The following is a 16,977-nucleotide window of genomic DNA, read 5'->3' as shown; positions in this document are numbered from 1 at the left end:
TAGATTGCGAACCAGCCTGAATGACTGAGCATGCAAGGAGTTATTCAGAGGCTCCCTAGTCTAGTCTGAACGGAGGGAGGTGCAAGGAAGGCATTGCCGCCGGTGTTTGCTACAATGGCCGGCCTTTCGTTTTCTATGATTCAGGAGATCCCATGCGTCCTTCCGGTCGAGCCACTGATGAACTGCGTGAACTGAGCTTTACCCGCAACTACACCGTTCATGCCGAGGGCAGTGTGCTGGTGGCCTTCGGGAACACCAAGGTGCTGTGTACCGCGTCCGTGGAAGAAGGGGTGCCACGCTTCCTGAAAGGCAAGGGCCAGGGTTGGCTGACCGCCGAATACGGCATGCTGCCCCGCTCCACCCATACCCGCTCCGGCCGTGAGGCCTCCCGTGGCAAGCAGGGGGGGCGTACCCTGGAAATCCAACGCCTGATCGGCCGTTCGCTGCGTGCCGCGGTGGATCTGAGCAAGCTGGGCGAGCGCACCATCTATCTGGACTGCGATGTGCTGCAGGCCGATGGCGGTACCCGCACGGCCTCCATCTCCGGTGCCTGCGTGGCGCTGGTCGATGCCTTTACCCACCTGCTGGAAACCAAGAAGATCAAGGATGACCCGCTTAACGGCCTGGTCGGTGCGGTCTCCGTGGGCGTTTATAAAGACACCCCGGTGCTGGATCTGGACTATGCTGAGGATTCCAACGCCGGGACTGATATGAATGTAGTGATGACCCAGCAAGGCGGCTTTATCGAGATTCAGGGCTCCGCCGAAGGCGCGCCGTTTACTCGCGAGCAGTCCGATACCCTGCTGGGCCTGGCGGAAAAGGGCATCAATGACATCATCAAGGCACAACAGAGCGTATTGGGCTGGTAAATCATGACCATCAAGAACTACAAGAAGCATTTCCTGCGTTTCGCCCAGGAGCGCGACGCCCTGAAATTTGGTGAGTTTACGCTCAAGTCCGGTCGCACCAGTCCGTACTTCTTTAACGCGGGCACCTTTAACACCGGTGAAGCACTGGCGCGGCTGGGGCGCTATTATGCGGATGCGATCATGGCATCTGGCCAGAAATTCGATATGTTGTTCGGACCAGCCTACAAAGGCATCCCGCTGGTAGCGGCGGTGTCGGTGGCGCTGGCTGAGCATCACGGTCAGGATTTGCCCTGGGCCTTTAACCGCAAGGAAGCCAAGGATCATGGCGAAGGCGGCTGGCTGGTCGGGGCTCCCCTGCAGGGCCGGGTGCTGGTGATTGATGATGTGATTACGGCAGGGACAGCCATCAGAGAAGTGGCTGCCTTGTTCGAAAAGACCGACGCGACCATGGCGGGTGTCATGGTGGCTCTGGATCGTCAGGAGCGCGGCAAGGGCGAGCTGTCGGCTATTCAGGAAGTGGAAAAGACATTGGGGGTGCCGGTCGGCAGTATCGTGGCAATGAACGATATTATCGACTGGCTTGAGCAGCAACCGGACAGCGGGCCCATGGTGGCGAAGATGCGCGGGTACCGGGAGCGCTACGGAGTGGAATAACAAAATGCGAAGCCTTTTGGTTGTCATCGTGCTGGCTTTATCGCTACCTGCCTGGTCGGCATCGGGTGTGCGTGCCAGTGATCGTCTGCCCCACGGGGCCTATTTTCGTCATGTCACAGCCGATGGTGTCGTACACCTCAACCGTACACTGTCGAATGCGGCCATCGAGGCGGGTTACCAGCTGATCGACAAGCATGGCCGGGTTTTGGAAGAGGTGGATGGCGTCAAACTGAATGATGAAGAGGCGCGGGAGCGCCGTCTTCAGCAGGCCAGACAGAGGCGCGAGGATGCGGTTCTTTTAAGGCTCTACGCCGGCCCGGATGATGCGATGCGAGCCCGCGACCGCAAAGTGGATGCGCTGGAGTTGGCGATCAGTTACGAAGAAAACAACCTGGCGCAGCTGCAGATGAAGCTGGATGATGAAATTGCGGTGGCTGCGCGGAGTGAGCAAAGCGGGAAGGATGTGCCTGAGGGTGTTCAGGACGCGATTGTTCGCTTGCAGCGGCAGATTTCGCTCTCGGAAAAAAAGCTGGCGGGCTATGACGTCGAAATCGGCGAAGTGAACGAAGAGTATGCTCCGATCATTCAGCGACTTGAGGAGATTAACGCCGATCGCTGAGCCGGGCCGCGCCAGCGCGTCACGGTGATCCAGTGGCATAGCCTTTCGCTTTCAGTAGTTCTGCCAGCGTCACATCCTTGGCCTGCAGGCCCTGTTCTGCCCCGGGTAGCCCCACGGTGCTGAGACCGGTCCGCATGGGGTATTGCCCGGTAATAAAGGCAGCGCGGCCCGCAGTGCAGGAAGCTTGTGCGTAGTGATCCATGAAGATCATGCCGTCGTTGGCGATGCGGTCGATGTTTGGCGTGGTGCCCCCCATCATGCCGCGGTGGTAGGCGCTGATATTCCACATGCCCACATCATCACCCCAGATCACCAGGATGTTGGGACGCTTCTCTTCGCTGGCTGAGGATTCGGCGCAGGCTGTATTGGCCAGTGCCGTTAACAGCAGCATGGGTAGCAGTAACATCCTTTGGATCATGGGGCTCTCCTTGTTTTCAGATGTGTGGTGATCTCATCATCGACTCCCAGCATGGCAGAATGTTGAAGGTGATTCACTTGAACAGCCGTTGCTTCAACGCTTCACGCGCGCCCTGCACGATGGCATAGAACGCCGGGATCATGGGCGTGCCGATCAGCAATGCCGCCAGCATGCCCCACATCACCGTATGGCCCAGTGAAAGCTGACTGAACATGCCGGCGCCACTGGCGAAGGCCAGTGGCAGGATGCCCAGCACAAAGGAGAGGGCCGTCATGCACACAGCGCGGAAGCGCAGGCGGCCGGCTTCGGCGGCGGCCTCCAGAATGCTCAGCCCTTCCTGCTCGCGCCGTTCGCGGGCGAATTCCACGATCAGGATGGCGTTCTTGGCGGCGAGACCAATGAGCAACACCAGCCCCACCTGGGCGAACAGATCCAGTGCCCCCAGTTGAGGAATGCCGATTTGTCCCACCATCAGCAGGCCGCCGATGGCGCCGGCAACGGCAATGGGCACCACCAGAATAATGGCGGCAGGGACGGACCAGCTTTCATACTGGGCAACCAGGAAAAGGTAAATAAAGACCATGGCCAGAGCGAAGGCGATGCCAATCTGGCTGCCGGCCTTGCGTTCCTGATAGCTCTGTCCGGTCCATTCCACCTGATAACCTTCTGGCAAAACCTCTGCGGCAATGCGTTCGAGTTCGTCCATGGCATCGCCACTGGCTACCCCGTCAGCAGGCTGGGCACGCAAGATGGCCGAACGGTAGAGGTTGTAACGGTTGCTGATATCCGCGCCGAGAACCGGTTCGGTGGTCAGCAAGGTGGACAAGGGCACCATGTCGCCATTGTTGCTGCGTGCATACAGGCGCTCCAGGTCCTTGAGGTCGGAGCGATAGCTGGGGTCTGCCTGCATCATCACCCGGAATGTGCGCCCAAACAGAGAGAAGTCATTGATGTAACTGGAGCCCAAATGGCTTTGTAGGGCCGCAAAAATATTGGTGAGCGGCACCTGCAGGGTTTTGGCCTTGTTGCGATCAATGTCGATGCGATACATGGGGACATTGGCCCGGAAGCTGGTATAGGCGCTACCAATCAGGGAGGACTGGTTTGCTGCCGCGGTCAATATTTGCATGGCGCCGGCCAGATCCGCATGGCTGCGGCCCAGAGTGTCTTCCAGCACCAGTTCAAGCCCGCCAACAGCACCCATACCAGGGACGGAAGGGGGCGGGAAGGATTGAATCTGTGCTTCCGGAATACTCTGATAGGCCTGCTGCGTCACCCGTGCGGAAACGGCCAGTGAGATGTCCTTGAAATCGGGTCGTTCATCCCAGTGCTTGAGCACCACAAAGCCGGTCCCGCCATTACTCTGTACCCCCCCTGTCAGCATCGAAAAACCGGCGATCATCGTCGCAGACTCTACGGCGGGATCATTGTTCAGCAAGGTCTGAACCTGTTCCACCACCGCTTCGGTACGATTAATAGAGGCCGCGTCGGGCAGCTGCACGTTGACCAGCAGCAACCCCTTGTCTTCCGCTGGGACAAAACCCGTGGGAACGGCCCGGGCAGCAAAGAGCAGCCCGACCATGATGACCGCATACAGGGCCAGGGTGAGTCCGCGTCGACCCAGCAGGCCGGCAACGATTCGGGAATAGCCTAGGGTTACCTTGGCAAAGCCGTTGTTGAACGCACGGTACCAGCGGGCTTCTCCCTTGTCGCGACGTAGTACCAGACTCGCGACTGCCGGGCTCAGGCTCAAAGCACAAATGGATGAAATCACCACGGCCACACAAATGGTGACCGAGAACTGGTTATACATGATGCCGGTAATCCCGGGCATTAAGGCTACTGGCACGAACACGGCCAGCAATACCAGTGTGGTCGCAATGATCGGGCCGGTGACTTCTTCCATGGTGCGGGTCACTGCGTCGCGGGTGCTGATGTGCGGATCTTCATGCAAGTGCCGGTCGGTGTTTTCGACGACCAGGATGGCATCGTCCACCACGATGCCGATCGCCAGGATCAGACCGAACAGGGTGATGGTGTTGATGGACATATCGGCGACCAGCATCACGGCCAGGGTACCGATCAGGGAGACGGGAATGACCACAGTGGGGACCAGCGTCGGGCGCCAGTCACCAAGAAAAATAAAGGTGATGAGGATGACCAGACCGACAGCCATAATCAGAGAGGATGTGACTTGCTGGATCGCCACTTCCACATAGCGTGTGGTGTCATAGCCGATGGCGTATTCGAGGCCATCAGGGAAGGTTTCGCTCAACGACTCGAGGGCGTCTTTAAGTGCGTCCCCGGTGGCAAGGGCATTGGCGCCCGGGGCCAGATAAGCCGCCATCACCGTGGTGGGGTGGTTCTGGTAATTGGCGGCAATACTGTAGGAGAGCTGGCCGAGTTCGATTCGGGCCACATCGCCCAAGCGCACCATGGCGCCGTTTTCATCCGCCCGAAGAATAATGTCTTCGAACTGCTTCACATCCTTGAGTCGGCCCTCCAGCTGCAGGGTGTATTCCGTACTCAATTTGCCATCAAAGGGCGGAGCGCCAATCTTGCCTGCCGGTGCTTGAACATTCTGCTCATTGAGGGCTGCAGCAATGTCTTCCGGGGTGATACCAAGCGCGGTCATTTTGGGCGGATCCATCCACAGGCGCATGGAATAATCTGCTGAGCTGAATACGCTAACGTCGGAAACGCCATCGACACGTTTGAGAGGGTTCTGCACGTTCAGCAAGCTGTAATTGGCGATGAACAGTTCATCGAGCGAGCCGTCCGGGGAATATAGATTGACGGTAAAGAGAATATCCGGAGAGCTCTTGTCGATGGTGAGTCCCTGGGCCCGGACCTCTGCCGGTAGCGAAGGCTCTGCCAGTTTGACCCGGTTCTGGACTCTCACCAGGGCCATGTCCGGGTCTTCGCCGACCTCAAAGGTAATCGCCAGGGAGTAGCTGCCGTTGTTGGAGGAGCTGGACGACATGTACTCCATGCCTTCTACCCCGTTGACCACATCCTCGATGACCTGGCCCACGGACTCTTCCATGATAGCTGCCGAGGCGCCTGGCCAACTGGCACTGACCGAGATCTGGGGAGGGGCCACTTCCGGGTATTCGGACACCGGCAGCAATTTCATGGCCAGCAACCCGGTGAAGGTAATCACCAGGCCCACCACCATGGCCAGTTTGGGACGTTGAATAAAGACGCTGCTGATCACTGGGCGTCTCCCTCGCTGTCACTGTCTGGTTGCCCGCTGGGCGCGTTTTCGGGGGTGCTGCCAGTATGGGCGGTGGTGGCCGGTTTGTAGTCCGAGGCAACCACTTCGCTACCCGGGCGGACTTTCTGAATGCCGCGCAAGATCACCCTGTCACCAGCTTGCAGCCCTTCACTGACCAGCACGTTTTCGCCGAACCGGTCTCCCGTCATGAGGTTGTTCCGCAGTACCCGGTTTTCCTGGTTAACGGTGAAGACATAGGTGCCTTGCTGATCTACCTGCAACGCGGCCTGTGGAATCATCAGCCCCTGAAGCGTGTCGATCAGGCGGACATGGGCTTGCACGAACATGCCCGGGCGCAACAGGTCGCGGGGGTTGGGCATGGCGGCGCGTACTTCCACGGTGCCGGTATTGGTGTTTACCCGGTTAGAGACATAAACAATGTTGCCGGTGTAGGGGTAGCGGCTGCCGTTGGGCATATCCAGAGCAACTTCAATCTCGGAAGGTTTGGGCTGTTTGTCGCTCATGGCGGCTTCGGTGAGCAATTTTTCGGGAATCTGGAAGACCGCCTGCATGTCATTGCCGCCCACCAGGGTGGTCAGTGTGCCAAAGCCCGGGCTCACCACATCGCCTACCGAGGCGATGGAGCGCCCGACACGCCCCGCTTGAGGGGCGGTGATGTGGGTATAGGAGAGGTCAACCTGGGCGCTTTCCAGTGCCGCTCTCGCCGATTGCTCGGCCGCGTCGGCTTCCTGTTGCCGGGCTTTCAGTGTGTCGTACTCCGAGTCGGAGATGTAACCCTTCTCCACCAGCTTGTTGGCCCGGCTGAAGTTGCTCCTGGCTTCCCGAAGGTTGGCTTTGGCTCGTTCGTGTTCGGCTCTGGCTTTGGCCAGCGCGGCTTCATAAGGTGCCGGATCGATGTCGAACAAGGGGGCCCCTGCCTCCACGACATCCCCTTCCCGAAAGTGAACGGCAGTCAGTTTGCCGGACACCTGGGCGGTGATATTCACATCACTGCGTGAGTCAATCCTGGCGGTGAAGGTGCGTTCTGGCTGGTAGGGCTGTTCGCTGGCCGTGACCACAAACACTTCAGGGGGCGGAGCGGCCGGTGGCGGTGTGTCGTCACAGGCGGTAAACAAAAAAGCCGTAAGGGGTAAGCCGAATTTGATCCAACGCATGGATAATTTTCTCCGTGTCGCATGTCGGTGGCAACGTCACCGAATCCCTGTATGTTCTAGTTGTGGAGCCACTTTATCACGAAGCCTGTGACAGGGTTGTTGGCGGTTTCACGTTAGCTTGCAGGTATTAGGTATAGCTATCGGTTTGTTTGGCAAAGATGAATAGAGCTATCAAAGAGCGAGGACTAAGGTAGACCCATATTTAACGCGCTAACCAACACGGACAGGGAGAAGTGTTATGGCTGACGGAAACAAGTGCCCGGTGGCACATGCCGCTGGCGGCGGGACCACAAACCAGGACTGGTGGCCGAACCAGTTGCGTTTGGACCTGCTGAGTCAGCACTCAAACAAGTCGGACCCCATGGGCGAGGACTTCGATTATGCCGAGGAATTTAGCCAGCTGGATCTGGCCGCGGTTAAGGCGGATCTTCGCAAGGTAATGACGGATTCCAAAGACTGGTGGCCGGCTGATTTCGGTCACTACGGCGGCCTGTTTATCCGCATGGCCTGGCACAGTGCCGGCACCTACCGTCTGGCCGATGGCCGCGGCGGTGGTGGCCGTGGCCAGCAGCGTTTCGCCCCGCTCAACAGCTGGCCGGACAACGGCAACCTGGACAAGGCCCGGCGCCTGATCTGGCCGGTGAAGCAGAAGTACGGTCGCAAGATTTCCTGGGCAGACCTGATGATCCTCACCGGTAACGTGGCGCTGGAATCCATGGGCTTCAAAACCTTTGGTTTCGCTGGCGGCCGTGAAGATGTCTGGGAGCCGGATCACGATGTCTACTGGGGTGCCGAGAAAGGCTGGCTGGATGGCGACAAGCGCTACGCCGAATCCCGTGCCGGCCAGCGCGATCTGGAAAACCCGCTGGCAGCAGTGCAGATGGGGCTGATCTACGTCAACCCGGAAGGCCCCAATGCCAACCCGGACCCGGTAGCCGCCGCCCATGATATTCGTGAAACCTTTGCCCGCATGGCCATGGATGACGAAGAAACTGTGGCGCTGATTGCGGGTGGTCACACCTTTGGCAAGACCCACGGTGCCGGTGATGCGGAACTGGTAGGTGCCGACCCCGAAGCGGCGGATATGGCCGCGCAAGGATTTGGCTGGAAGAGTGACCATGCCAGTGGCAAAGCCGGTGATGCGATTACCAGCGGCCTGGAAGTGATCTGGACACAGACGCCGGTGAAGTGGAGCTACTACTTCTTCGAGAACCTGTTCGGTTTTGAGTGGGAGCTGACCAAAAGTCCGGCTGGCGCCCACCAGTGGGTGGCCAAGGATGCCGATGAGGTCATTCCGGACCCCTTCGACAAGTCGAAGAAGCGCCGGCCTACCATGCTGACCACCGATTTGTCCCTGCGTTTCGATCCGGAGTACGAAAAGATCTCCCGTCGCTTCAAGGACAACCCGGATCAGTTTGCCGATGCCTTTGCCCGCGCCTGGTTCAAACTGACTCATCGTGACATGGGGCCCCGTGACCGCTACCTCGGCCCGGAAGTGCCGCAGGAAGTGCTGATCTGGCAGGATCCGATTCCCGCCGTGGATCACGATCTGGTGGACAGCAAGGACATTGCGGATCTCAAGGCCAGGATTCTGGATGCCGGCCTGTCTGTGTCCGAGCTGGTCTCTACCGCCTGGGCATCTGCCTCGACCTTCCGGGGCGGCGACAAGCGTGGTGGTGCCAACGGCGCCCGTGTTCGCTTGGCGCCGCAAAAAGATTGGGAGGTAAACCAGCCCAAACAGTTGGCCAAGGTGATCAAGACGCTGGAAGGTATCCAGAGCGACTTCAATACGGGTAGCAAGAAAGTGTCGCTGGCGGACCTGATCGTACTGGCCGGTGGTGCCGCTATCGAAAAAGCGGCCAGGGATGCGGGTGTGGATCTGACCGTGCCCTTCAATCCGGGCCGGATGGATGCCTCGCTGGAGCAGACCGATGTGGCTTCGTTTGAGCCCATGGAGCCGGTGGCGGATGGGTTCCGCAACTACCAGAAGGGCAAGTTCAGCATTGGTGCCGAGCACCTGTTGATTGATCGCGCCCAGTTGCTGACCCTGACTCCCCCGGAAATGACCGTGCTGGTCGGTGGCTTGCGGGTACTGGGTGCCAACAGTGATGGCGGCAGCCAGGGTGTTCTGACGGACAAGCCGGGAACGCTGAGCAACGATTTCTTCGTCAACCTGCTCGACATGAATACCGAGTGGAAAGCGGTCGACAAGGATCAGGAGGCGTTTGAAGGCCGTGACCGTGACAGCGGTGAAGTCAAGTGGACCGGCTCCCGTGTGGATCTGGTATTTGGTTCCAACTCCGTGTTGCGTGCATTGGCTGAGGTTTATGCCAGTGATGATGCCAAGGAAAAGTTCGCCAGAGATTTTGTGGCGGCCTGGACCAAGGTAATGGAGCTGGATCGCTTCGATCTGAAGTAACCCTGTAGTGCTCCACATCAAAACGGCGTGCGGATATCCGCGCGCCGTTTTTTATGTCTGTCGTAGTGAGCCTTTTTTTCGAAAAGGCTGGAACCCAATGGATTGCCTTCAGATCTGCAGCCGGTCATCCGCTTTTACGGCATTGATGTCCAGCTCGTGGTGCAAAATGCCGGGCGCGCTGTAGATGGTTATGGCAAGTGCAGCCAGTAACTGGCGTGACTCCAGATGGCATAAAAGATCCTGTTCGCCATCGCCTTCCAGAGTCACGGTGGCATGGCCGATCGCATCGGCGCTGCGTGTGTGCAGGGAATAGCGCAGAGTGTTGTTGTCCGGGTCAGGGTCTGACCACAATGAATCATAACTGACATGGTTACCCAAAGACCGACGTATCACCGTGTGTGGTTCGGCATTGGAGATGCTGCCGATACGGGGAGGGTTGGCATTGGGCTCAAGAGCGAGCGGGCTCAGGTCCGGGCTCAGATTGTCTTGCCGATCGCCAAACACTGCGTCACTGAGAGTGTGCAGGCTATCCTGGTAAAGACTTCGGCAGAGGGCATTCTGCGCGCATTCGCGACTGGCGGGGCGTTCTTCGACCAGGGCAATGTCGCTGATGTCTCGTGTAATGGCGGCAAAGGCACGATTGAAACGTACCGGCAGGGCGTTTTGGAAACCGCCAGTGCCATGAAACGTGGTATTTCCTTTCTTGCAGGCCGACAGGATAGCGGCTTTGCCCAGCGCACTGGCGGGCAGGGGAGTGACGACGTTTTTCCCTTCCGCCAGCAAGGCCTGTATCTGCTCGGACGCCTCTGGGAGTGATGCCGCAGCGTCGGGCAGGTAAATGACGCACACCGCGCTGGCAGTGAGTTGCTGTGGGGTTGGGGTTGTGCAGGATAAAGCGAGGGCCGGATCCGCTTTGATGTGCTGAGCCAGAGTGTTGCTCAGAGGGCCGCATCCGAGCACGGCAATGGAAAGACGTTTTTTGCTCATGCTTCCTCCAGACGAAAGCGCGGGGCAAGATCCGGGGTTACCACTCCGGGGGCGGCAGCGCAAACCGCAGGGATGCTGTCGAGAATGGCTTTTACGGAAATGTCGGTAACGGCAGACCAGTCTGCTTCAAAAGAGTCATCTTCTGGCTCCGAGCGCAAGGTGATGCGGCCGGGCTTGCCCTCCAGGGTGATCAGGTGGCCACCTGCCAGACTGTCGGGATGATCCGGTCCCAAGTGAGCGTTGCCGCCTCCCACGTGCCAGCATTCTTCGTTAGTCATGAACAGCTTGTCATCAATGTACCCGCGGTAGGTCATATGAATGGCTCCCACGGTTCCGGGTTTGATTACCGTTCCGCCGGCCACAATTTCAACCCGGGCCGGGCAGGCGTAGACATGACGTTCCACCCGGATCCGTTCAGGGCCGATGCCATACAGTTGGTGCGCAACATTGCCGAGCACGGCGTTGAAATAGAAATGTTGCATCAGGGCAATGGCATGGTTGGAGTCCACCGATTCCAGTGGCATGCCGTAGCCGAGACTTTCCAGGCCGCCCCACATGCCGTCCGGCGCAGCGGACAAATCACCGACTTCGAGAAAATGCACCTGTTCGACGTGGTCCATCAGGCTGGCCAGGCGCAGCAACACCTGCTCAACCATGACTCCGGGGTGTAGCCCGGTGCCGAACAGGGAACTACCGCCAGTTAGACACGCTCTTTGAAACTTGTCGCCGTCCAGGCGTCGCGGCAGCACACGGTCGACAATCTTGTTGGCCAGTTTTTCAAGTATGGGGTGCAAGCGTTGGCCGGGGCTGGAGTCGATGGCTCTCATGATTTGCTTGAGGGCGGCGAGTGCCTGCTTTTCTTTTGGCCCGAACACATCTCCAGTGACTTTCATGTTGCCTACGGTTCGTAACACAGAAAGGGCCGGTTGGGATTCCGATAGCCAGTTGTGCATGGACGGATTGTGGTAGGAGGCGCCCGATACCACGTTTTTACCCGAGGCAAGCAAATCCACCACATCCGCATCCGCCCCTTCGAGCAGTGCGGGAGTGGTTGGTGTGTGGATTACGCAGTCAGCATCCAGGGCGAGGATCTCTTCCTTGCGGGTTGTCGCTTTGATACCTGTGGCAGGCAGGCCTACCAGCTCGCCAATATCGACACCGTGTTTATAAGGGCTGAAAACCTTCACCCCAACGACGTCAAAGAGGGGCGATGTCAGTGCGGTCTTAAGGGCGCGCCCGCCCATGTCTCCCGGGCTCCAGATAATGATGCGATAAGGTGTGGTCACGATGGCCTTCCTGGTTGTTATTGATGCCAGTAGTGTCGTCGGAGCCTAGCACGGTGATGGCGGGGCAAACGGCAAATGGGGCCTTTCCTCTACATATTTCTGCTGCCTGTTTCACGGCAGTGAACAGATTTCGCGAGGGTGTTTTTTTTGGCGAGACGCACGGAGGCATTGCCATGAGAGGGCGAAAGACGTCCGGAGCGTACTGGCGCCCGAAGGTATTGAATGGCAGCGTTGGGGTGTTAAGGGATGAATGGTGTTCGATTTTTTTGGATTACAAAATTAGTCAGTTTGTGACGTGATAGGTGGGTTTTTTCGGGAAAGCGAAAACAAAAAACGCCGTTCGTATCCCCTTTTTTCAGTGCAAATACCGTGAATTAGCGTGCTGAAGGTTCTCCATCATAGATAGCCCATAATTGGCCTGATCTCTGCATTTGTTCATATAAAAAAGCGGCGCTTCGAGGTCGGTGACCGGAGGCTGCTGAATAAGAAATGCCCGGGACAGGGGAGAAATACTCATGAAGAACCAGGCTCAAAACGGATTCACCCTCATCGAACTGATGATTGTGGTCGCCATTATTGGCATTCTCGCCGCAGTGGCGATCCCCCAATATCAAAACTATGTTTCCAAGACGCAGGTTACGCGCGTGATGGCTGAGGTGGGTGCGCTGCGTACGGTGGTGGATACCTGCATAATGGAAGGCAAGGATGACACGCGCTGTGATTTCGGTTGGATGAGCAGCAATCTCTTGGGGGCCAGCTTTCAAGGCGGGGGGCTGGTAGTGACCATCGATATGGATACCAATGTGGCCTTACTGACAGCAAGGTTTGGTGGCAATGCGGCATCTGCCATTGCAGGTGAAACGCTGGTCTGGGAACACGATGCTGCAGGTACGTGGACATGCACCACAACTGTTGAACGCCAGTTTCAGCCGGCGGGGTGCGGCTCCGAAGAGGGAAGTGCCAGTTAATGATGTAAGGCCCTTCCCCGCCATGCCAGCCACATTCAAAACCGGGCGCAGGGCTTCCTGCGCCCGCACTGCCTAGAACCGGTAAGCGGCCCCGAGCATCAGAGACTGGCTGGTGACATCGATATCCGCGTCAACGCCAAAGGATTCCCCGTTAGCTTGTTTGACCGCTTCGACTTCAGCGGTGCCAAAGTCCGCGTAGCGATATTCTGCACGGACAGACAGCGTGCTGGACAAGGATTTTTCCAACCCAACAGCCAGTGCCCAGCCGGTGATGTTGTCATCATCGTTGTCGGAGCGGGCGGACGAGCCCGGGTTGCAGATGGCACCATCGGACGGACAGTCAGAGTTGACGTCGACAGACGTAAACGTTGCACTTAGGGTGCTATAGGCCAGCATGGTTTCATTCAGCAAATAGCCGCCTTTGAGACCCAGCATAAAGGTGTCTTTCACCTCCACTTCTGCTTCTGAGCGGTTACCGGGAAAGCCGGGTACCGGGCTCACAGAATCACTGGTATCACTTCCCTGGTACGCCAGTTCTGCCCCCACAATCCACTGGTCATTCAATGCCATGTTGTAACTGCCGAACACGCCGTAAGCAAAGGCAGAATCGTCCAGTGAGGCTGAGGCGCCGGATCCCGGGGTGCCGCTATCGTTCGGGTCAAAGGCACTGGTAATGCGAGTGGTGTCCCAATCCATGTCGGTATCCTGGTATCCCAGTGCGGCACCTGCCTGGAAACCTGAGAAAGCAGATTCAGCGAAAGTGAGGGTTGGCATGGCGGCGGCAAGCAAAGATGAAGCAAGAAGGGTGAATTTCATTTTCATGAGATTACCTGACTAAATGATTACGTTGAGCGACAGACTGACGCTCCCCCGAATGTAAAATAACAAGATTTCATTATTTGCATATCGCCCATTTGGGTGGTTTTCGGCTGTATGGGGGCACGCCAGAGTCCGGTCGTTTCCTGGTGCATGGGCCTTGCTCTCAAGGGTGGCTTTTCACCACCCTGAAGCAGTGCCAGGCTGCGTGCCGGTGGTGGGGCCTTGTTGTCATGGGAATGCCTGTCCCGCGGTCAGCGCTTGGGTAACACGTCGTCAATGTTCACCGTGCGGCGGTCATAAAAAAAGTGCGCATTGGGTTGGCAGCTTTCCGGCAGCGTATCGTGGTGGGTTTTCCGGTAAAGCCATTGCGAAACGATCTTCCAGCCCATGGCATTGGTGTTGTAGAGCACCTCGCCACAATGCTGGCAGAAGGCGCGGGTCATGTTGCTGGTGGGGGACTGGAATACGGTGAGTGCGTCACTGCCCTTGCTGACACTGACCTGGTCGCCGTCCCAGGCCAGCACGGAATGGTAGGGCACCTGTAGCAGGTTGCGGCAATCTTCGCAGTGGCAGTGGGCGTGCACTCTGGGGCTGCCGTTCAGGGTGATGACCACCTCACCACAATCACAATGCACCTGGTGCTGTTCTGTCATGGTGTGCTCCTTTTCGTTGCGACGATGGCGGGCCCGATGGCCCGCCTACCGGTATTCGTGTTCAGGGTTTTGCTTCCACAATAATGGCCATCACCGGCTCGCTGCCCGTATTGGTCACCTGGTGCGTCCAGGCCTGATGCCACATCACATGGCCGTCGGGTACGGTCACGTCCATGGCTTCGCCGCCGGGCAGACTGATGCGCAGAGAGCCGCCTTGCTGGAAATACACGGTCTCATCGCGGTGGTCATGGAGGCGGTCGGATTCACCCGGTTCCAATACCATCTCCAGTACCAGCACCTGATCGTTCTCCAGCAGTACCCGGTACTGGTCGGGGGAAGTCACATGGGCAGAGCGGTGATCCTGCTGGCTGGCGGTGGCACAGGCGCTCAGGTTCAGAGCCATGCCCAGCAGCACAATGGCAATCACTGATGTCTTCATCAGGGGCACTCCTTCAGGCGGCCGGGAACTGGGTGTCGAGATGCTGCTGGAAACGCACAAAGTCGTTTTCCACCTGGGCATTCTTCATCACGTCAAAGCAGGCGAAGGTGTCCAGCGGTGTCATGCCGAAGAAGCGGAAGTTGATGTGCATGGGGAACAGCAGGTCGTCCACGCTCTTGCCCTGGAACAGGTATTCCTGCGGGTCATCAAAGGCTTCTTCGGGGGCGTTGAAGGTCAATGAAAGCATGTAGCGCTTGCCGTTCAACGTGCCGCCGGCACCATAGTTGGCCTTGGGCGCGGCCTCAGTGCGGCCATCGCCGTTGCACAGCGCCCCGCCCATGCCGGCGGTGTACACCTCGTCCATGTATTTCTTGAACACCCACGGCACCCCCATCCAGTTCACCGGGGTCTGCAGCAGGATCACATCGGCCCACTGGTGATTGGCCAGCTCCTGCTCCACGTCCCAGCCCTTGTCTACCTCCACAATGCGGGTCTGGTGGCCATTGGCCTGGAGCTGTTCGCTGGCCCGTTGCACCAGCGAGGCGTTGAGTCTGCCCTCGGCAAACGGGTAGGGATGGTGGGCGTTGATGATCAGGATCTTGCTCATTGGGCTCTCCATGAAACAGTAAAGGGGTAGCGGTTGCTGGTTACCAATCTATTTCAGGTATACTATTTATACCTTGTGACGCGGATCAATTGGTATCCTTTTGGAAACCTGGTGAAAACGGCGGTGAAAAAATGAAAAGTCGCATCGAAACAGACGGTTATGGCCGAAAAAAAGTCATCGATGCCTGCATGGAGCCCTGCGCCATCGAGCGGGGGATGCGCATTATCGGCGGCAAGTGGACCGGTTCGTTGATCTACCACCTGAAGGATGGCCCGGTACGCTTCAATGATCTGAACCGCATGCTCGGCGGCGCCACCAAGAAGATGATCGACCAGCGCCTCAAGGAACTGGAGGCCCGCGGCATGGTGCTCCGCACCGTCATCAACGACCGTCCTATCGCCGTGACCTATGAGCTCACCGAGCTGGGGCGCAGTGCGATGGATATCCTGGAGGATCTGCGGTTGTGGTCGGAGAAGTATGATATTCGGTAGGGTGGATACTGGCCCTCGATTGCAATGGCTAAAGGCTGACATTCTGTTCAGTTATTGCCCTGGATGGCTGTGAGATGCAGTATGGTTGAACCACAAAACCTAGGGAAGGTGATAACTATGAAGAAGGTAATGGCTGCACTTGCGCTTGTTATGATGGTTTCTGGCACTGCTTTGGCTCACTCTGGTGGTACTGATGCGAATGGATGCCATGCGGGGAAAAAACCCTACCACTGCCACTGATTTCTGGAGCGCGATAGCTTCATCGCTATCGCGCATAACTCCATTTTTTCCTGGCTTTATTCCTGCCTGGTTTTATCGATTTCTGACCTATAATTGAGAGCACTTAGTCCCCGGATTTATGCTTATGGGTTTTGAGGCCCTTGTGCTTGGGTTTGTTCTCAGGGGTTACCCGTTGTCGTCGATCTTCCTTGCCTGTTGACTTGGCTTTCGGCTTTGGGCCTGGCTTGATTCCCATTGTTAGATCTCCTTATCTTTTTTTAAGGCCAAAACTCTGTTTCGCCGCAGCGCGGGCAGGGCGGGAGTCTGTCGGTCTGGTCGTCTAGGTGAACAACCTGCTGGCAGTTATTGCATTGGTAAGAGCCTTTGCCCGGTTTTTCCCCGGTCGTCGACTTGAGAGGTCGTACATTTTTGAGAAAGCGTTCCATCGTCAATCTCCTGTGCATTTTTTGACCTATTGATAAGCTACTCAATTGATGGCTTGTGCGCAATTCTCAGTATTGAGATTGTGCTGCGATGTGACGTTTCGGGTTGCATTATCGGCGGATGAGCTGGGTAGCACTGTGGTGGAAGGATTGGCTAATTTATATTTATAATCAACAGGTTATGATATATGGTTTGATGCGTGCCCCCTATTTAACTGCTTCCTGAGGATCGATCAAGGTATTCCAATCTCGAGCGTTCGACGTTGGTTTTTTCTGAAGAAGGGTACCATCAGATTTATGGAGAGGCTTACCACTGGTCCAACCTTGTTCAGCTTGCAAGTCTCAAAGAGACAACTTGCCTGATGGTTGGTCTTTCGTTGTCAGACCCCAACTTGCGGAGGCTTCTCGAAATCGCAGCCAAATCATTAGATCGGCCTAGACACTATGCATTTATGCAGAGAATTGGGTTGGAAAAATTCAAGAAAGAATCTGGGAGAAATGTTGTTCGAGCTCCAGTAAGTATCTCGAAGCGTTTTCTGGATCGTCATCATAGCCTGAATGAGGAAGTGATGCGCGAGCTAGGAGTTAATGTGATTTGGTATGAAGAATATGATGAGATCCCAAGGATTCTTCAGAAAATTGGGATGGGTGTTTAGAAATTGACTTATGATGATATCCAACAAAGATGCTTATA

Annotated in this window: 18 protein-coding genes; 8 read left to right on the top strand and 10 right to left on the bottom strand. The window is 57.1% G+C overall.

Annotated elements, in window-relative coordinates; all coding sequences use genetic code 11:
- Positions 1–152: 152 nt before the first annotated feature.
- Genes rph through Q672_RS26705 form a run of 3 tightly spaced genes read left to right on the top strand, consistent with a single transcriptional unit; the run spans position 153 to position 2,142 of the window.
- The gene (gene rph, locus Q672_RS26715) at positions 153–869 is read left to right on the top strand and encodes a ribonuclease PH (RefSeq protein ID WP_022985553.1); all 717 of its coding nucleotides are present in this window, start codon (positions 153–155) and stop codon (positions 867–869) included.
- 3 nt (positions 870–872) lie between these two features.
- On the top strand, positions 873–1,523 hold the full coding sequence (pyrE, locus tag Q672_RS26710; protein ID WP_022985552.1) for an orotate phosphoribosyltransferase: 651 nt from the start codon (positions 873–875) through the stop codon (positions 1,521–1,523).
- Between the two features lie 4 nt (positions 1,524–1,527).
- Positions 1,528–2,142 carry a hypothetical protein gene (locus tag Q672_RS26705; protein WP_022985551.1) on the top strand — a complete coding sequence of 205 codons (615 nt, stop codon included), beginning with the start codon at positions 1,528–1,530 and terminating at the stop codon, positions 2,140–2,142.
- A gap of 19 nt (positions 2,143–2,161) precedes the next feature.
- On the opposite strand, the gene Q672_RS26700 is transcribed toward Q672_RS26705, so the two are convergent.
- From Q672_RS26700 to Q672_RS26690, 3 genes are all read right to left on the bottom strand, one after another.
- On the bottom strand, positions 2,162–2,560 hold the full coding sequence (locus tag Q672_RS26700; protein ID WP_022985550.1) for a sulfatase-like hydrolase/transferase: 399 nt from the start codon (positions 2,558–2,560) through the stop codon (positions 2,162–2,164).
- 73 nt (positions 2,561–2,633) lie between these two features.
- Positions 2,634–5,777 carry an efflux RND transporter permease subunit gene (locus Q672_RS26695; RefSeq protein WP_022985549.1) on the bottom strand — a complete coding sequence of 1,048 codons (3,144 nt, stop codon included), beginning with the start codon at positions 5,775–5,777 and terminating at the stop codon, positions 2,634–2,636.
- On the bottom strand, positions 5,774–6,952 hold the full coding sequence (locus Q672_RS26690; RefSeq protein ID WP_022985548.1) for an efflux RND transporter periplasmic adaptor subunit: 1,179 nt from the start codon (positions 6,950–6,952) through the stop codon (positions 5,774–5,776). Before Q672_RS26690 ends, Q672_RS26695 begins: the two co-directional genes overlap by 4 nt.
- Positions 6,953–7,190: 238 nt before the next feature.
- Here Q672_RS26690 and katG point away from each other — a divergent pair, with 238 nt between their 5' ends.
- Positions 7,191–9,371, top strand: a complete 2,181-nt coding sequence (katG, locus tag Q672_RS26685) for a catalase/peroxidase HPI (protein WP_022985547.1) — start codon at positions 7,191–7,193, stop codon at positions 9,369–9,371.
- Positions 9,372–9,479: 108 nt separating this feature from the next.
- Here katG and Q672_RS26680 read toward each other — a convergent pair whose 3' ends face one another.
- A complete protein-coding gene (locus Q672_RS26680; RefSeq protein ID WP_022985546.1) occupies positions 9,480–10,358 on the bottom strand; it encodes a hypothetical protein in 879 nt (292 codons plus the stop codon).
- Entirely contained in the window at positions 10,355–11,644 is a 1,290-nt protein-coding gene (locus tag Q672_RS26675) for a hypothetical protein (RefSeq protein ID WP_052017508.1), read from the bottom strand. Before Q672_RS26675 ends, Q672_RS26680 begins: the two co-directional genes overlap by 4 nt.
- A 515-nt stretch (positions 11,645–12,159) precedes the next feature.
- Between Q672_RS26675 and Q672_RS26670 the strand changes: the two genes are divergently transcribed.
- Positions 12,160–12,612 (top strand): pilin, encoded by a 453-nt coding sequence (locus tag Q672_RS26670; RefSeq protein ID WP_022985544.1) that lies wholly within the window; start codon positions 12,160–12,162, stop codon positions 12,610–12,612.
- A gap of 72 nt (positions 12,613–12,684) precedes the next feature.
- On the opposite strand, the gene Q672_RS26665 is transcribed toward Q672_RS26670, so the two are convergent.
- The 4 genes from Q672_RS26665 to Q672_RS26650 all read right to left on the bottom strand — a co-directional run bounded on the left by Q672_RS26665 (position 12,685) and on the right by Q672_RS26650 (position 15,130).
- On the bottom strand, positions 12,685–13,434 hold the full coding sequence (locus Q672_RS26665; RefSeq protein WP_022985543.1) for an outer membrane protein: 750 nt from the start codon (positions 13,432–13,434) through the stop codon (positions 12,685–12,687).
- Between the two features lie 248 nt (positions 13,435–13,682).
- Complete coding sequence (locus tag Q672_RS26660; RefSeq protein WP_022985542.1) at positions 13,683–14,084, bottom strand: GFA family protein; 402 nt, start codon at positions 14,082–14,084, stop codon at positions 13,683–13,685.
- A 61-nt stretch (positions 14,085–14,145) separates the two neighbouring features.
- Positions 14,146–14,523: a cupin domain-containing protein gene (locus Q672_RS26655; protein ID WP_022985541.1), complete on the bottom strand. Its 378-nt coding sequence runs from the start codon at positions 14,521–14,523 to the stop codon at positions 14,146–14,148.
- Between the two features lie 13 nt (positions 14,524–14,536).
- Positions 14,537–15,130 (bottom strand): NAD(P)H-dependent oxidoreductase, encoded by a 594-nt coding sequence (locus Q672_RS26650; RefSeq protein WP_022985540.1) that lies wholly within the window; start codon positions 15,128–15,130, stop codon positions 14,537–14,539.
- Positions 15,131–15,261: 131 nt separating this feature from the next.
- Between Q672_RS26650 and Q672_RS26645 the strand changes: the two genes are divergently transcribed.
- On the top strand, positions 15,262–15,621 hold the full coding sequence (locus Q672_RS26645; protein WP_022985539.1) for a winged helix-turn-helix transcriptional regulator: 360 nt from the start codon (positions 15,262–15,264) through the stop codon (positions 15,619–15,621).
- A gap of 63 nt (positions 15,622–15,684) precedes the next feature.
- On the top strand, positions 15,685–15,861 hold the full coding sequence (locus tag Q672_RS34420; protein ID WP_326929258.1) for a YHYH domain-containing protein: 177 nt from the start codon (positions 15,685–15,687) through the stop codon (positions 15,859–15,861).
- Between the two features lie 257 nt (positions 15,862–16,118).
- Here the strand turns inward: Q672_RS34420 and Q672_RS34455 are convergent, their stop codons facing one another.
- The gene (locus tag Q672_RS34455) at positions 16,119–16,286 is read right to left on the bottom strand and encodes a zinc ribbon-containing protein (RefSeq protein WP_081703646.1); all 168 of its coding nucleotides are present in this window, start codon (positions 16,284–16,286) and stop codon (positions 16,119–16,121) included.
- A gap of 260 nt (positions 16,287–16,546) precedes the next feature.
- Between Q672_RS34455 and Q672_RS34450 the strand changes: the two genes are divergently transcribed.
- Positions 16,547–16,939: an SIR2 family protein gene (locus Q672_RS34450; protein ID WP_199699438.1), complete on the top strand. Its 393-nt coding sequence runs from the start codon at positions 16,547–16,549 to the stop codon at positions 16,937–16,939.
- Positions 16,940–16,977 lie beyond the last annotated feature (38 nt).

Origin of the sequence: Alcanivorax sp. P2S70, assembly GCF_000475295.1 — a bacterium.
GTDB classification, from domain to species: domain Bacteria; phylum Pseudomonadota; class Gammaproteobacteria; order Pseudomonadales; family Alcanivoracaceae; genus Alcanivorax; species Alcanivorax profundi.
The sequence above is the reverse complement of the archived record's forward strand: the minus strand, read 5'-3'. Positions and strand labels throughout refer to the sequence as shown.

Excerpts from the sequence above, each read along its gene's own strand:
- rph (WP_022985553.1), top strand. The coding sequence starts at position 153 with ATGCGTCCTTCCGGTCGAGCCACTGATGAACTGCGTGAACTGAGCTTT.
- pyrE (WP_022985552.1), top strand. The coding sequence starts at position 873 with ATGACCATCAAGAACTACAAGAAGCATTTCCTGCGTTTCGCCCAGGAG.
- Q672_RS26705 (WP_022985551.1), top strand. The coding sequence starts at position 1,528 with ATGCGAAGCCTTTTGGTTGTCATCGTGCTGGCTTTATCGCTACCTGCC.
- Q672_RS26700 (WP_022985550.1), bottom strand. The coding sequence starts at position 2,560 with ATGATCCAAAGGATGTTACTGCTACCCATGCTGCTGTTAACGGCACTG.
- Q672_RS26690 (WP_022985548.1), bottom strand. The coding sequence starts at position 6,952 with ATGCGTTGGATCAAATTCGGCTTACCCCTTACGGCTTTTTTGTTTACC.
- katG (WP_022985547.1), top strand. The coding sequence starts at position 7,191 with ATGGCTGACGGAAACAAGTGCCCGGTGGCACATGCCGCTGGCGGCGGG.
- Q672_RS26680 (WP_022985546.1), bottom strand. The coding sequence starts at position 10,358 with ATGAGCAAAAAACGTCTTTCCATTGCCGTGCTCGGATGCGGCCCTCTG.
- Q672_RS26670 (WP_022985544.1), top strand. The coding sequence starts at position 12,160 with ATGAAGAACCAGGCTCAAAACGGATTCACCCTCATCGAACTGATGATT.
- Q672_RS26665 (WP_022985543.1), bottom strand. The coding sequence starts at position 13,434 with ATGAAAATGAAATTCACCCTTCTTGCTTCATCTTTGCTTGCCGCCGCC.
- Q672_RS26660 (WP_022985542.1), bottom strand. The coding sequence starts at position 14,084 with ATGACAGAACAGCACCAGGTGCATTGTGATTGTGGTGAGGTGGTCATC.
- Q672_RS26655 (WP_022985541.1), bottom strand. The coding sequence starts at position 14,523 with ATGAAGACATCAGTGATTGCCATTGTGCTGCTGGGCATGGCTCTGAAC.
- Q672_RS26650 (WP_022985540.1), bottom strand. The coding sequence starts at position 15,130 with ATGAGCAAGATCCTGATCATCAACGCCCACCATCCCTACCCGTTTGCC.
- Q672_RS26645 (WP_022985539.1), top strand. The coding sequence starts at position 15,262 with ATGAAAAGTCGCATCGAAACAGACGGTTATGGCCGAAAAAAAGTCATC.
- Q672_RS34420 (WP_326929258.1), top strand. The coding sequence starts at position 15,685 with ATGGCTGTGAGATGCAGTATGGTTGAACCACAAAACCTAGGGAAGGTG.
- Q672_RS34455 (WP_081703646.1), bottom strand. The coding sequence starts at position 16,286 with ATGGAACGCTTTCTCAAAAATGTACGACCTCTCAAGTCGACGACCGGG.